Origin of the sequence: Labrenzia sp. C1B70 (assembly GCF_000475395.1) — a bacterium.
Lineage (GTDB): Bacteria > Pseudomonadota > Alphaproteobacteria > Rhizobiales > Stappiaceae > Roseibium > Roseibium algicola.
In genome coordinates this window covers 313,953-327,240 of sequence record NZ_AXCE01000034.1, presented here as the reverse complement: position 1 = coordinate 327,240, position 13,288 = coordinate 313,953, and the positions used below count along the sequence as shown (strand labels likewise).

Annotated in this window: 18 protein-coding genes; 8 read left to right on the top strand and 10 right to left on the bottom strand. The window is 57.2% G+C overall.

Annotated features, from left to right (window positions below; translation table 11 throughout):
• Positions 1-3 precede the first annotated feature (3 nt).
• Positions 4-792 (bottom strand): DUF1217 domain-containing protein, encoded by a 789-nt coding sequence (locus tag Q666_RS56155; RefSeq protein ID WP_022998532.1) that lies wholly within the window; start codon positions 790-792, stop codon positions 4-6.
• A 185-nt stretch (positions 793-977) separates the two neighbouring features.
• On the opposite strand from Q666_RS56155, the gene motA reads away from it, so the two are divergent.
• From motA to Q666_RS56115, 8 genes are all read left to right on the top strand, one after another.
• Positions 978-1,874 carry a flagellar motor stator protein MotA gene (gene motA, locus Q666_RS56150; protein ID WP_022998531.1) on the top strand — a complete coding sequence of 299 codons (897 nt, stop codon included), beginning with the start codon at positions 978-980 and terminating at the stop codon, positions 1,872-1,874.
• 3 nt (positions 1,875-1,877) lie between these two features.
• Positions 1,878-2,837 (top strand): FliM/FliN family flagellar motor switch protein, encoded by a 960-nt coding sequence (locus Q666_RS56145; RefSeq protein WP_022998530.1) that lies wholly within the window; start codon positions 1,878-1,880, stop codon positions 2,835-2,837.
• On the top strand, positions 2,818-3,387 hold the full coding sequence (locus tag Q666_RS56140) for a hypothetical protein (RefSeq protein WP_022998529.1): 570 nt from the start codon (positions 2,818-2,820) through the stop codon (positions 3,385-3,387). The genes Q666_RS56145 and Q666_RS56140 overlap by 20 nt, the downstream gene beginning before the upstream one ends.
• Positions 3,387-3,779 carry a flagellar motor switch protein FliN gene (gene fliN / locus Q666_RS56135; RefSeq protein ID WP_022998528.1) on the top strand — a complete coding sequence of 131 codons (393 nt, stop codon included), beginning with the start codon at positions 3,387-3,389 and terminating at the stop codon, positions 3,777-3,779. Before Q666_RS56140 ends, fliN begins: the two co-directional genes overlap by 1 nt.
• 69 nt (positions 3,780-3,848) lie before the next feature.
• The gene (locus Q666_RS56130; RefSeq protein ID WP_022998527.1) at positions 3,849-4,913 is read left to right on the top strand and encodes a flagellar motor switch protein FliG; all 1,065 of its coding nucleotides are present in this window, start codon (positions 3,849-3,851) and stop codon (positions 4,911-4,913) included.
• 52 nt (positions 4,914-4,965) lie between these two features.
• A complete protein-coding gene (flhB, locus tag Q666_RS56125) occupies positions 4,966-6,039 on the top strand; it encodes a flagellar biosynthesis protein FlhB (protein WP_022998526.1) in 1,074 nt (357 codons plus the stop codon).
• A 25-nt stretch (positions 6,040-6,064) separates the two neighbouring features.
• Positions 6,065-6,511, top strand: coding sequence for a hypothetical protein (locus tag Q666_RS56120; RefSeq protein ID WP_022998525.1), 447 nt, complete (start codon positions 6,065-6,067; stop codon positions 6,509-6,511).
• 229 nt (positions 6,512-6,740) lie between these two features.
• Positions 6,741-6,998: a hypothetical protein gene (locus Q666_RS56115; protein WP_022998524.1), complete on the top strand. Its 258-nt coding sequence runs from the start codon at positions 6,741-6,743 to the stop codon at positions 6,996-6,998.
• A gap of 67 nt (positions 6,999-7,065) precedes the next feature.
• Here the strand turns inward: Q666_RS56115 and Q666_RS56110 are convergent, their stop codons facing one another.
• From Q666_RS56110 to flgD, 9 genes are all read right to left on the bottom strand, one after another.
• A complete protein-coding gene (locus Q666_RS56110; RefSeq protein ID WP_022998523.1) occupies positions 7,066-7,260 on the bottom strand; it encodes a hypothetical protein in 195 nt (64 codons plus the stop codon).
• Positions 7,261-7,461: 201 nt separating this feature from the next.
• Positions 7,462-7,917 carry a hypothetical protein gene (locus Q666_RS56105; RefSeq protein ID WP_022998522.1) on the bottom strand — a complete coding sequence of 152 codons (456 nt, stop codon included), beginning with the start codon at positions 7,915-7,917 and terminating at the stop codon, positions 7,462-7,464.
• The gene (locus Q666_RS56100) at positions 7,914-8,342 is read right to left on the bottom strand and encodes a hypothetical protein (protein WP_022998521.1); all 429 of its coding nucleotides are present in this window, start codon (positions 8,340-8,342) and stop codon (positions 7,914-7,916) included. The genes Q666_RS56105 and Q666_RS56100 overlap by 4 nt, the downstream gene beginning before the upstream one ends.
• Positions 8,342-8,764 carry a rod-binding protein gene (locus tag Q666_RS56095; RefSeq protein ID WP_031268441.1) on the bottom strand — a complete coding sequence of 141 codons (423 nt, stop codon included), beginning with the start codon at positions 8,762-8,764 and terminating at the stop codon, positions 8,342-8,344. The genes Q666_RS56100 and Q666_RS56095 overlap by 1 nt, the downstream gene beginning before the upstream one ends.
• A gap of 179 nt (positions 8,765-8,943) precedes the next feature.
• Positions 8,944-9,324: a hypothetical protein gene (locus Q666_RS56090; RefSeq protein ID WP_022998519.1), complete on the bottom strand. Its 381-nt coding sequence runs from the start codon at positions 9,322-9,324 to the stop codon at positions 8,944-8,946.
• Between the two features lie 30 nt (positions 9,325-9,354).
• Positions 9,355-10,041, bottom strand: coding sequence for a flagellar biosynthetic protein FliR (locus Q666_RS56085; RefSeq protein ID WP_353608465.1), 687 nt, complete (start codon positions 10,039-10,041; stop codon positions 9,355-9,357).
• 86 nt (positions 10,042-10,127) lie between these two features.
• The gene (gene flhA, locus Q666_RS56080; protein ID WP_022998517.1) at positions 10,128-12,218 is read right to left on the bottom strand and encodes a flagellar biosynthesis protein FlhA; all 2,091 of its coding nucleotides are present in this window, start codon (positions 12,216-12,218) and stop codon (positions 10,128-10,130) included.
• Between the two features lie 385 nt (positions 12,219-12,603).
• Entirely contained in the window at positions 12,604-12,870 is a 267-nt protein-coding gene (gene fliQ / locus Q666_RS56075) for a flagellar biosynthesis protein FliQ (RefSeq protein ID WP_022998516.1), read from the bottom strand.
• Between the two features lie 14 nt (positions 12,871-12,884).
• Positions 12,885-13,280 carry a flagellar hook assembly protein FlgD gene (gene flgD / locus Q666_RS56070; protein WP_022998515.1) on the bottom strand — a complete coding sequence of 132 codons (396 nt, stop codon included), beginning with the start codon at positions 13,278-13,280 and terminating at the stop codon, positions 12,885-12,887.
• Positions 13,281-13,288 lie beyond the last annotated feature (8 nt).

Sequence of the window (13,288 nt, the reverse complement as noted above, 5' to 3'; positions counted from 1 at the left end):
GGATCAAAAGCCTCCGAGGCGGAAATTCTGGATGCTTGCCAAAAGTCCCTCGCCCATCTGGATAACCCCTCGGCCGTTGCCATAAAGAGCAAGTGTTGGCGACATGTTGCCGGACGGGCCGTTGGAAAGGTCATAGAGAGCCGAAAACCGGTTGAGGAATTTCGCCAGGTAGTCCGCATCTCCGAACTTGCTGAAATCCAGACGTTCTTCCAGATAGGCTGCCTGCTTGTCGATGTCGGTCATCGCAAATTCTTGCGGCAGGCCAAGGGAAGTATAAACGGCCTCGGCAAGCGCGCGGTCAGCCAGAACATCGTACGCGTTGGTGATATCGGGCGCACGGCGTTCGAAATAGAGTGCCAGACGGACACCCTGATTTTGTTCACCCTCGCGCACTTCCAGTGTCTGCCGATGATACTTCTGTACAATCGCGTCCTGCGTCCGGGCAAAAGAAGTCGTCGTTTCGCCATACCGCTTGAAATTGAAGGTTTCAGCAAAATTCTTGTACTTGGTGTCGGCCAGCTGATTGGCGAAAGCGCCACGTTCGTCCGTGCCTTCTTCCAGCACTTTCCGAATGAACGCCTTCGCGTAGATCATGTCCTCCAGACCCATGGCAGTCATTGCGTAGTTGAAGATTCGATCATCAGCCAGGAATTCGTCGATGGACTTAATGTTGCGGATGTTCTCGCGATAATATTCGGTCTGACGTTCGACCATAGGGTCCGCGGCGACCGTCTTCAGCGAGCGTTCCATATTGGTTCTGACCAGCTGAACCTGGCTCAATGTATTGATCATGGTTCTATCCCCATTGCGGGCCCATGGCGGGCAGGCTTTCGGGGAACACTCACTCGCAAACCTTACGCCAGGCTGACGGCCGGAGATGATTTTCAAAAGGCTTTCACGCGTCAGCTTCAGGCAAGTCTCGGCCGCTAGCGTCCTCCCAATCAGAGTTGCAATCCACACCAGTTGGGAGCTGTTAGGTGACTATTCTTATCGGCCTGATCATAGCAGGCGCGTCCCTTATAGGCGGCTTCGCCGCACTCGGAGGCAAGGTCTCCGTCCTCTGGCAGCCGTGGGAGCTCGTCATTATTCTTGGCGTCGCTATCGGTGCTTTTGTCGTTGCCAATCCAATGAAAGTAATCAGGGGAACCCTGGTTGCCGTGTCGGATGCGCTGCGCAACGCAGTTCCCAACAAGCGGGAATATCTCGACGTTCTGGCACTTCTTTACGGCCTGATGCGTGAGTTGCGCGCCAAGGGCCGCAACCAGGTCGAGCCGCACATTGAAGACCCGAATACTTCTCCGATTTTCCAGAAGTATCCGTCGGTCCTGCGCAATGCCAGCCTGACAACCTTCATCTGCGACTATTTCCGACTGATCATCGTCGGAAATGCCCGCGCTCACGAAATCGAAGCGCTGGTCGACGAAGAACTTCACACGATCCACCGCGACCAGATGAAGCCGTACCATGCCATGAGCAGCATCGCTGATGCATTGCCTGCCATCGGCATCATCGCCGCCGTACTCGGTGTCATCAAGGCCATGGGCGCAATCGACCAGTCTCCTCAGCTATTGGGCAGCCTGATTGGCGCGGCACTCGTGGGCACGTTTGTCGGCATCTTCTTCTCCTACTCGCTGTTCGGCCCGATCGCCTCCAAGATCCGCAACGTCCGCGAGTCCCGCCTTCGTACCTACATCGTCGTCAAGCAGACCCTGCTTGCCTTCATGAACGGCGCCGATCCGCAGATCGCCCTTGAGCATGGCCGCAAGACCATCTCCGACTACGACCGTCCAACCATCGACGAAGTTGAAAACGAGACGATGAGTGCTGGCGGCGCTGGTGCCGATAACGTCCAGGACCTGCAGGGAGCCGCCTAAGCCATGATCGAAGCAGCGACCGCAAGCTCCAATGCTTCCAGCTCCGAACGCGCGATGATCGCCGACAGACTGCTGGATGCCGCCGGAATTTCCGTTGACCGCCTGCCGATGCTTCCGGTGGTGTTCGACCGCATGGCTCGCCTGATGGCCGACGCCATGCGCCAGAAGTCCCCCTCACCGTCCTACATCTCGGTGAGCTACGTTGAAAACAACCGCATCGGCGACGTACTCGACGAGTTCGAATCCAATGCGCTGGTGGCCGTGCTTTATTCTCCGGAATGGGATGCCCGTGTACTCGTCGGCTTCGACCGGGACTTCATCTTCACACTGGTGGATGTCCTCTTCGGTGCTGACGGGACCGAGCCTCCCATCGACGATGAACGCCCCTTCTCGAATATCGAAACGCGGATCGCGCGCACCATGTTCGAGGTAGCCGCCAAGGCACTTGCCGAGAGCTTTGCCCCGATTGCCGAAACAACGCTGAAGATCGAGCGCATCGAAAGCCGCATGGACTTTGCGGTGGTCGGCCGGCGGAACAACCCGGCCGTGGTGGCCCGACTGCTGCAACAGGCAATCGGGCGCGGCGGCGAAGTGTTCATCGTCATGCCGCACTCAACACTGAACCCACTGCGGCAGCGCCTTTCCCAGGTTCTGTCCGGTGAGATGTCGAGCCGCGACAAACAGTGGACCCAGCATTTCCACAACGAGATCCAGCGCACCGAAGTCAAGCTGGAAGCCATTCTCGAAGAACGTGAAATGTCGCTCGGCGACCTTGCAAACCTCCGGGTCGGACAGGTCATCGAACTTCAGGCGACAGCCCGCTCTCCGGTCACACTCGCCTGCAACGACCAGCCCGTCTTCACCTGCCAGCTTGGACAGTTGAACGGATCCTACACGTTGCAGATCGAAGAGCTCATCCATGAGGAAGAAAAGGATCTGTTCGATGATCTCCGCAATCGTTGATGGCGTTCTCCTGCTCGCGCTTGTCGCGACCACGGTCCGGATGCTTTCCATGCACCGGGAGCTGCGCCGACTGGGCAGCTACCACGATGACTACCAGCGTATCTTCGATCAGACCGCCCTCGCACTCGACGGCATCGAGGTCTCGATCCAGGAGATCAACGTCAAGGGTGCCCAGATCCTCAATGCGCTCGGCAACCGGATGGACGATGCTCGGGAGCTGATCGCGGAAATCGACGGTCTGACCCGTGAGGCAAAGCGCCAGCAGTCCGTGCTGCGCGCGGAGCTGAAGGAGCTCTCCAAGGCGACCGCCGTCCTGCATGACCCGAAACGCTTTGCGCCCGTTCGCGACGACATCGACATCTTCGCCGAAGACACGGCAGGCGAGCAGACTGCTGGCGCCGCCGGTTCCGCTCAGTCCGGCGGGCGCAAGGAAACAACCATTCATCGCGGCCAGGTCCATCAACAGGCGCCCACGCGCGTCCACCGTATCGACAATTCGCTGCAAAGCCCGTTCCGCACGGTCTCCATGAACCAGAAGGATAAGATGTAATGTCCGAAACAATCATCGATCACATCGACGCTGAAAAAGGCCCGAAAACCCGCCCGGCCGATGCCGCGAGTTTCGCCAAGGTGGAATCGCCGGAAAAGAACCAGAATGGCGATACCATCGGTGACGACCGAAATCTCGACACCATCCTCGGCATTCCCGTGAACATCCAGGTGGTTCTCGGATCTGCGACCATGCTGGTTTCCAACCTCCTTAAACTCGGTCGCGGCGCAGTCATTCCACTCAATCATCGTGTCGGCGAACCGATCGACATCGTGGTCAACGGCCGCGTCATCGCCCGCGGAGAAGTGGTGGTTGTGGAAGACGACAACTCGCGCTTCGGCGTTTCGCTGACGGAGATCATGAGCGCCCAGGCCGGCGGTATGGACATCTGAGGTCGAAATTCTCCGGCCTCACATTCTCCGGTTTGCCCAAGGCTGTCTCCTTAGGATTGAAGTGACAAAATGATGAATTCCGCCAACGCCGCTGCAGCAACCGCTGCAAACCTGGCCAAGCCGCCAGCTCCGCCTGCCCGCCGAATGAACGGTACACAGCGCGTGGCCGCTCTGCTGCTGTCGCTGGGCAAGACGAGTTCGCAGAAACTGCTCCGGCATTTCGATCAGGAAGAAATCCGGATGATCACCGTCTCCGCAGCTCAGCTCGGCACGGTGGCATCGGAAGAACTTGATCGGCTGGCCGAAGAATTCATCGAGCAGTTCTCTCATGGCACGACGCTTTATGGTTCGGCCAACGAAGTGGAGAAAATGCTGGAAGGTGTCCTGCCGGACGATCAGCTTGCAGACATCATGTCGGACGTGCTCGGCAACTCCAACCGGTCCATCTGGGACCGGTTGACCACGGTTTCCGAAACGGTGTTCGCAAACTATCTCCTTAAGGAACACCCGCAAACCGCCGCGCTGATCCTGACAAAAATAAAGCCGAGTGCAGCAGCAAAGGTTCTCGGCCAGATCAATAACCAGACGCGCAACTCTCTTGTCCGGCGCATGCTGTCGATCAAGGCGGTTGTGCCGGAAATCATGCGCGACGTCGAAAAGACCATGCATGAGGATTTCATGCTCAACCTGTCGGGCACCCTGGAAGCCGACTCCCATGCTCGCATGGCGGACATTCTCAACAAGATGGACCGCGAGCACATGGAAGACGCTCTGGAGAACCTGAACGAGGTGAAACCGAAAACCGCAGAACTTCTGAAGGGGCTACTCTTTACCTTCGACGACATCACCAATCTCAACGCCCGGACCCGCATGGCGATTTTCGATCAGATCCCGACGGACAGGATCGTGCTGGCACTGAAGGGAACCAATGCCCAGTTCCGGGAAGTGATCCTGTCATCGCTGACATCACGCGCACGTCGTATCGCCGAACACGAACTTGCAGCCGGCGAACCGGCCGCTCAGCGCGACGTTCTGGATGCCCGCAGCGCGATCACCAACCTTGCGCTGGAAATGGCGTCGCGTGGTGAAATCGAGCTGAATCCGAAGCAGGACGAAGGCGCATTCTTTGCGTGATCGTCTTTGCAAGCGGTTCGACGTGATCTGAGCCTGAACACCGGGTGGCTGGATGTCGGAAGAAGACAAGGATTCAAAAACAGAGGAACCGACCGAGAAAAAGATCAGCGATGCCATAGAAAAGGGCAACACCCCGGTCTCACGGGAAGCCCCCGTTCTGGCAACATTTATCGCGACGCTCTTGATCGGCAGTTTCGTTGTTACATCGGCATCGAGTCAGCTCGTGCAAACGCTGACGCATCTTCTGGACCTTTCGGGAGGAGTGGATCTTGGAAACAGCGCCGACGCATTGCTGCTCTCCCATGCGGTATCGATCGAGGTCATGGTCTTCCTCGCCCCGATTGTCGCACTGCTTGCCGTGTCCGGTCTTGCGTCCGCCTTTTTGCAGAACACGCCCAGCATCGTTTTTCACCGCATCAAGCCGGATGCCTCCAAGCTCTCGCTGGCGAAGGGCTGGAGCCGCATATTCGGAGCCCAGGGCCTTGTGGAATTCCTCAAGGCAGTCTTCAAGTTCTCCACGGTCAGCGCCATTGTCTATGGCCAGTTCCGGGCGAATGAAGCGGAACTGATCAACGCCATGTTCACAGATCCAAGCGCACTTCCCGAAGCGATCCTTCAGATATCGATGAAGCTGATCGCCGGCGTCTGCATCGTTACCATTCTACTGGTTACAGTCGACATTCTCTGGTCCCGCTCGCACTGGCGCAAGAACCTGCGCATGAGCAAGCAGGAGATCAAGGACGAGCACAAGCAGATGGAAGGCGACCCGATCGTCAAGGCCCGGCAACGCTCGCTCGCACGCGACCGGGCACGAAACCGCATGATGTCAGCCGTGCCGCAAGCAACCCTCATTGTTGCCAATCCGACACACTTCGCCGTTGCCTTGCGCTACGACGGGGACCAAAACCCTGCCCCGGTTGTTGTAGCTAAAGGGCAGGATCTGATTGCGCTGAAGATCAGGGAGATCGCCGAGGCGAACAATATTCCCGTGATCGAGGACCGGCAACTTGCACGGTCCCTCTACGCCGCTACAGAAGTTGAAAGGATGATCCCGCCGGAATTCTACAGAGCAGTTGCGGAAATCATTTGCTACGTGTACTCACGCCAGACCAAAACTGCTGTATAATTTAATGTATTTGGAGGTCCGGGGAATGCACGATATGCCTGAAGGCAACGGCACGAAACCGTCGCCACTGGAATGCGACCGGCAGCGCCAGGAAGCAATTGCCTCTGCTCTGACCGAATTTATCGAAGATCTGAAACTCGTCGATGTGGTCGACTTCGTCGCCTACATACGAACGGACCAGCACGGCAATATCGATGAATTGATCAAGACATCGGCCGAGCTCTTCTTCAAGGAAGGCTCCTTGCGCTATTCCATGGCCGCACAGGCAGATGTCGAGTGGGAAACCACCCCGCGCATTTCCCTGGACCTGGAATTCTTCAACAAGGGTGTCTGGATCTATTTTACCGCCGTCCTCGCCTGGCCGGACAATGCAGTCAACGTTTCCTATGTTGAAGTGCCGGACGCCGGTGGCAACAAGGCGAAAGAAACGGAACTGCTGCTTGAGGCCCTGAAGGACGCCCGGTTGCGGTAGTTGCGTTTCAGGCATCCCAAATAATTTGCAGTTTGTCAGTCAACTCGTCCGCACAGGTGCGCACAGTGTGCCGGCCCGCTATTTCGCCTGATGCATCGGCAACTTACCGAAATTCGCCAACTTGCTTCAATTCTGCCAGCCTAGCACCATATGCTGTTGGCCCTGCCGCGCGTTTCGGGTCTTCCGGACCTGGAAACTACCTGCAACTGAAACCAGAGAAACGGCGCGTATGAAGAAAATCCAGATCCCGGAAGATCCCGCCCACATGGTGACTGCAATCGTCGCCTATGCCGGGATCGCCAAACGCCTGCACGTGGAGCTCTCAAATCGGCCGATGGGTACGCAAGTGGATCTGGAAGCCATCAAGGCCGACTTGATTGCCGAAGCAAAAAGAGCGGTGCCACACGGAGATTTCGCCAAAGACGAAATCGGTGTCTACAAGACCATCTTTCAGGCGATCGACACGATTTTCGATACTGATGGCTGAAATCGGCATTCACTAAATGCCGCGAAACAAGCACCACGAATTTATATTGACCTGCTATCGCTCAAATTCACTCTCCCAGAAGCGTCGACAAGCGCTCCATGATTTCGTGCAGGCTTTTTCCGGTTAGCCGCATTTCCCTCGCCTGCTCACCGTCTTCAACATCGGAATAAAGCAGGATTTCAACTGCGTTTTCCAAAACCTGGATATCATTGGAAGTCAGATCGATTGAGCCACTACTGCTCGATACCGTTATCGTCTTCATGGGCCTATCCTCCAAACCGAACCAGGCAAAGTCACGCACTCTGCGCCCGGTCTATTCCGTAGGTTTTCCGAATAGTACTGTTCCATCAAGCACAACACAGGCCGCGGTGAGGATCAAAAAAAAAGCGCCCAGCCGAAACTGGGCGCCAATTGCCTGGGAGGCGGCAGAAGAAGCTTTTCAGTACAAGACAAGGATCAGCGGCTAGTGCGTGATCACGTCTTCCTTGTCGAAATAGTTGAATTCCTCCACCAGGACGTCGTGCACCACGGGTCGACCGAGACGAGCGTTGGTGGTTTTCTTGAGACGTTCGGTGAAAGCCTCCAGGTCGTAACGTTCCAGGCTACGGAAATCGAGGGTTTCATCCGAATAGAGTACCCGGAAGGCTTCATCCACCAGGAAAGGGTGTGGCGGCACAGGCAGGCGGCGCAATGTATCGCCATCCGCTGTGAAGACCATCTTGATCACCACATATCCCTGCAGCGTGCCATCAAACAGGATCGGCACGTTGACCGGGTTCACTGTCTCATAATCCAGCCCTACAAACGCCGGCTCATCGTCGCCGACCCTTTTCTGGGCTGCCAGATACTGCGTGGTGCCGTAACCGGACGCCAGCATGGTGGCAGACATCCAGAGGCCGGCAACGAGGGTCTTTATCATCGAGCCCTCTCCGGAAACGGTGCCTGATACGTGCCGTCGGATTCATAGTCGATCATGGTTCTGGACATCATGCCGACAACTTCCGTCACCGCATTCATATGCAGTTGCAACAGGCCGACATTCTCATCGAGCACTTCCTTGAATTCGGCGATGTCTTCGCGCAGCTCTTCAGAATAGAACGCCGGCGGCACGAGTGTCCGAGCCCTGGACAGGTCAAGCAAAGCCTGGCTCTTGCCGTATTCGAAGATCTTCAGGTCCGCTGTCGGGTTTGCACGAAGCGCTCGGGTTTCCTCGCGCACAGCGCCTATTGCTCGGCGAACGGCGACAACCAGCGGCATGGATCGCACCGGATCGGGGGTGAATTCCTGAAGTGCGAGATCGGTCACGGCAACGTCCTGAAAGTCAACATCGTTGGCAGCGTCCATCAGGCTTTAACTCCCTTTTCAAGCGTATCTGAAATCAGGCCGGCGATACCGACACCGCCACTGGCGGCAAGCTGGTTTGCGACCTGTTCGGCAAGCATCGATTTCCAGATTTCCCCGGCGGTTCCGGACCCGAAGACCGCTTCGGAGTCATCCGGAAGCATTGTTTCGACGAACTGGCTGAGGATCATCGCCTCGAATTTCTCCGCAGGAGACTTTTGGGACGGTCCTTCGTAATTGGCGGTTCGAAAACTGCCTTCAGTGGCTCCTGCCCGGTTCGTCGCACCGGCATAGGCAAGTGCAAAGCCATCTCCCGAACCACCAGCGGAAATGGACCTGAGACGGTTCGTGGCGTCAGCAAGGTTCACCGGATCGGCAGCCTTGGACACATCCAGGATCAGATCTGAAGGAGGCGAAATCGCCATGCTGGGCTCCTCGAAAAACATAAGGTGCAAACAAGGCCCGGCAGGCGACAGGGCAAGGCAAGCAATACACTTGAACCGAACCTTGTTTGCATCCTCAGGAATAGCCTGCGCAGCTTGCGGGAGGCTTGCGTCTTCTTGCTGGACGGCGACGAATATGCCCCGTTCACGCCAAGCGGCTTTCACCCGTATCTGCGGTCGAGCAGATCCATCAGGTCCCGTTCTTCTTCAGCACGCTGTTCCTCCCCACGCATCCTGGCGAGACGTTCAGTCATGAGTTTCAGCATCAACCGCTGGCGATCATATTCGGAGTTCACCTTTGCGCGTGCTTCGCTGAGCCGTGACATCTCCTCGATGATGCGTCTCAGCCGCTCGGCAGCGTTGGCGATGAACCTGTCGTGCTGTGCCAGGTCGCCATTCGAAAGGGCCAGCAGAATGCGTCTTTCCTTTTCGTTCAGCTGATAGACCTGAGCGTCAAGCTTCTGAAGTAGCCAGGATGAAAACAGGAAAATCTGCTTCTGCATCCGGAACAAACGTTCAATATCCTGACTTTTTCTTGCCATGGAACAGGAACCTTTCACGGTCAGGTTTGCCTAACCTATCTGGAGCCAAGTGAAGTAGCCGTCGAGGAAGATCATGATGGCCTCCGCGATGACGAGATAAAGAAAGTAGAGACCACCCGCGATCACGAACGGCATGGAGATGAAGTAGACCGGGATCTGCGGTGTCAGCTTGTTGACGAGGCCGACGGCAAAGTTCACAACGACCGTGTAGACGATGAACGGGCTGCAAACCCGCAATGCCAGGATGAAGGTTCGGCCCAACTGCTCGGCAAACTGCTCAAGGCTTGTCACGGCGGCCAGCGGCTGCCCGACCGGGATCGCTTCATAGGAGGCTGCCAGTCCGCGCAGAATTTCCCAATGCTGGTTGGTGATGAAGACCATCGCCGTTGCCGTCACCGTGAAAAGGTTTGCGACAGGCGGCAGGGAATCCACGCCATCGATCGGCATGCCCGGCATGTTCGACAGGCCGATTGCCATGGACACCAGCGTCGTCAGCGTCTCCAGGGCCGCCAGAAAGATGCGTCCCAGAAAACCGATGAAGGCTCCGGTCAGCAACTCCGCCCCGATGAAGCCGGCAACAGTGCCGAGCTGCTCATCCGGTAGGGACGCCTGTACGCCTGGCGCCAACAGGGGTGACAAGGCCAACGCCACGGAAAGCGCGATGAACAGGCGAACATGCACCGGCACACGGTTGCTACCGAACCCCGGGATCACCATCAGGCACGCTCCTATTCGGCAAAACAACAGGAAGACCGCCAGAAGCAGCGAGGAGCTGAAGGTGCTGAAAAAGAGGCCGCCGGAAATCACGAGACGCTTCCGAGCGCGGAAACATCCACTCCGCGTGCGATTTCAAGATGCGACAGGACCGGCAAGGTCGGGAACATGCGCTCCACGATCATGCGTACGTATGGCCGGGCATCAGGTGCCGCTACCACCGCGAAGCGGCTGCCGTCCTTCATGTGTTTCTTTACCGCGTCGGACATTTGCGTGCCGAATTCCTCCACCAGTTGCGGCTCGATGTCGAACTCGATGACGTCGCCCTTCCCGTCCCGTTTCAGGGCATTGTGGAAGGCTAGATCCCATCGGTTTCCGAGACGCAGCACTTTCAGAGGGCCGCCTTCTGCAAGGTCGCCGCAAATCTGCTGGGCGATGCGCATTCGAACGTGCTCCACCACCTGCTCCGATCTGCGGACGTGTGGAACGATCTCGGCAACGGCTTCCAGGATCAGGTTGAGATTCCGGATCGAAACCCGTTCCGCCAGCAGAAGTTTGAGCACCGCTTGCAGACCGGAGAAAGACGTGTGCGCCGGACAGATATCGTCGAGAAGCTTCTGGTACTCCGGGTCCAGCCTGTCGAACAGCTTGCGCATATCCTTGTAGGACAAGAGCTGCGGCAGGTTGTTGCGGATCACTTCACTCAGATGCGTGAGGATGACCGTGATGTTCTCGGCCGGCGTCATGCCGCGGCGCTTGAGTTCGTCCTTGTACGCAGGCGGCACCCAGTAGGCTGGCATCCCGAATGCAGGCTCACGCGTCTGGTCAGCCGGTACCGGCAGTGCCTCGTCATTGTTCGGAATGACCAGCAGTTCACCCACTTTCAGATGCTGCGAGGCAATGATGGTGCCGTGGATCTTGATCTGGTAGCTCTTCGGATCAAGCGTCAGACTGTCGGTGACCCGAATATCGGGCACGACAAAACCATACTGCTCGGCAAACTTCCGGCGCATCTTGGCAACGCGGCGAGACAGTTCACCGGTTCGCGTCAGCAGCTCGGCGGAAAGCTGCTTGCCAAGCACCAGTTCGACCTCAGCCGACTTGAGCGTTTCCTTGACGGAGTCCTTTTCCTCAAGCTTTGCCTGTTCCTCCGCTGCGCGTATCTTGTCGTCCTCGACCTTTTTCGCCGCAGCCAAACGCCTCGGAATGGCATAGCCAATAAAGCCCATCAGGATCGCCAGCAGCAGAAACGGCAACATGGGCAGACCAGGCATCAACGCGAAGATGGCCATCAGGATAGCTGCGACGAACAGGGCACGCGGATAGCCGCCAAGCTGGCCGAGAACCGCCTTGTCGGTCGACCCTCTGGTGCCGCCCTTGGACACCAGCAGACCAGCCGCCAGCGAAACGATCAGCGCCGGGATCTGGGAGACGAGGCCATCGCCGACGGAGAGCTTGGTGAAAACGTCTGCCGCGTTGGAAACCGTCATGTCATAGCGGGTCACGCCAATGACGATGCCGCCAAGGATGTTCACAGCCGTGATGATCAGGCCGGCAATCGCGTCGCCGCGAACGAATTTGGAGGCACCATCCATGGCGCCGAAAAAGGAGCTTTCCTCCTCCAGTTCCTTGCGCCGACGCTGTGCTTCCTTGTCATCGATAAGGCCTGCGGAAAGATCCGCATCGATCGCCATCTGCTTGCCCGGGATCGCGTCCAGAGTGAAGCGTGCGCCGACTTCCGCAATACGGGTTGCGCCCTTGGTGATGACCATGAAGTTGACGATGACCAGGATCGCAAAAACAATCAGACCGATGACAAAGTCACCGCTCATCACGAATTGCGAAAAGCCGTTGATCACATAGCCTGCCGCATTCAGCCCCTCGTGGCCATTGGCAAGGATCATGCGCGTTGTCGAGATATTGAGCGACAGCCGCAGCATGGTGGCGATCAGCAGGATCGTCGGGAAAGACGAGAAATCGAGCGGGCGCTGGATCCAGAGCGAAACCATCAGGATCAACACCGACAGTGCGATCGACATGGCCAGGCCGATATCGATCAGGAATGTCGGGATTGGCAGAAAAAGAACGGCCAGGATTAGGACGATGCCTATGGCAAAGCCGACGTCGCGGCGGCTGTCCGGCGCATTGCCGGCAGTCGGCGAAAGGGAGGTGTCTGTCATGCCTTCTCTCTGCTGCAGGTCTGATACCTGGCAACCTCGCCCTTGAAGCTTGCGCGAGGCTTTTTTGAAGAAGGATTTCAGGAGGGAAGTTCGGGAAAGGGTGAGCGCTCTGACCGAAGATGGTCGCTCCAGGCTCTGAAGGGAGCGGCCTTCGCGCTTGAAGCAAGCCGTGGTTCAAGGAGAAATGGATGCAAGAAACGCATCTACCTTGTCATCGCGGCAAAGGCCTGGATCCATTAGCGACATGCGCCAAGGTGAAAGGTTTCGCCGACAACGCAAAGGACCTGATCCTGGCTTACAGCTATCGCTGCAAACCAGGACGACAGATAAATTCAGGAGCACGACGGCACCTGAAACCATGCAAGAATAGTCCTGCAGACCGTCGCTAGAACCCCGTTTCGATCCGATTGTAGATCAGGGTCGTCAACGAGTATATCTGGCCGCCGATGAAAGGTCCGGCGACCACGATCATGACCAGGATCGCCACGATCTTCGGAATGAAGGTAAGAGTGATTTCCTGAACCTGGGTCAGGGCCTGCAGCAATGCAATTCCGATACCGACAATCATCGCCGGTACGATCGCGGGGGCAGATCCGACGAGGATCGTCCAGATTGCAGTCCGGACTAGGTCCAGGGCATCAACTTCATTCATGTCATTCCATCCGCTCAGGAAATGGTTACACCCGGTCCAAGCAGAACACCCTGACCGTTGTCGAGCGCGAGCACGGTGCCGTCGGAATAGACTTCAACCTTTTCCACGACACCCGTCGTGCCGTTGGCGTCGGTCACGGTCCGCCCGATCAGATCATCTACCTGACCGAACGAAAGGTTGGTCAGAAGCGTTTCCAGCTTGGCGTTCGTCTGAATAGACTGCTCAACTTGGCTGAAGCTTGCGAGCTGCGCGAGCTGTTCGGACGCGTCCATGGGATTGGTCGGATCCTGGTTCTGCATCTGAGCCATCATCAGATGCAGGAAGGTGTCGTAGTCGACAGTCAGCTGCTTCTGAGCGGATGCAGTCGAGGCAGCACCCTGGGTGGCGCTGACGCCTTCAACACTGGTCATCTAATCAC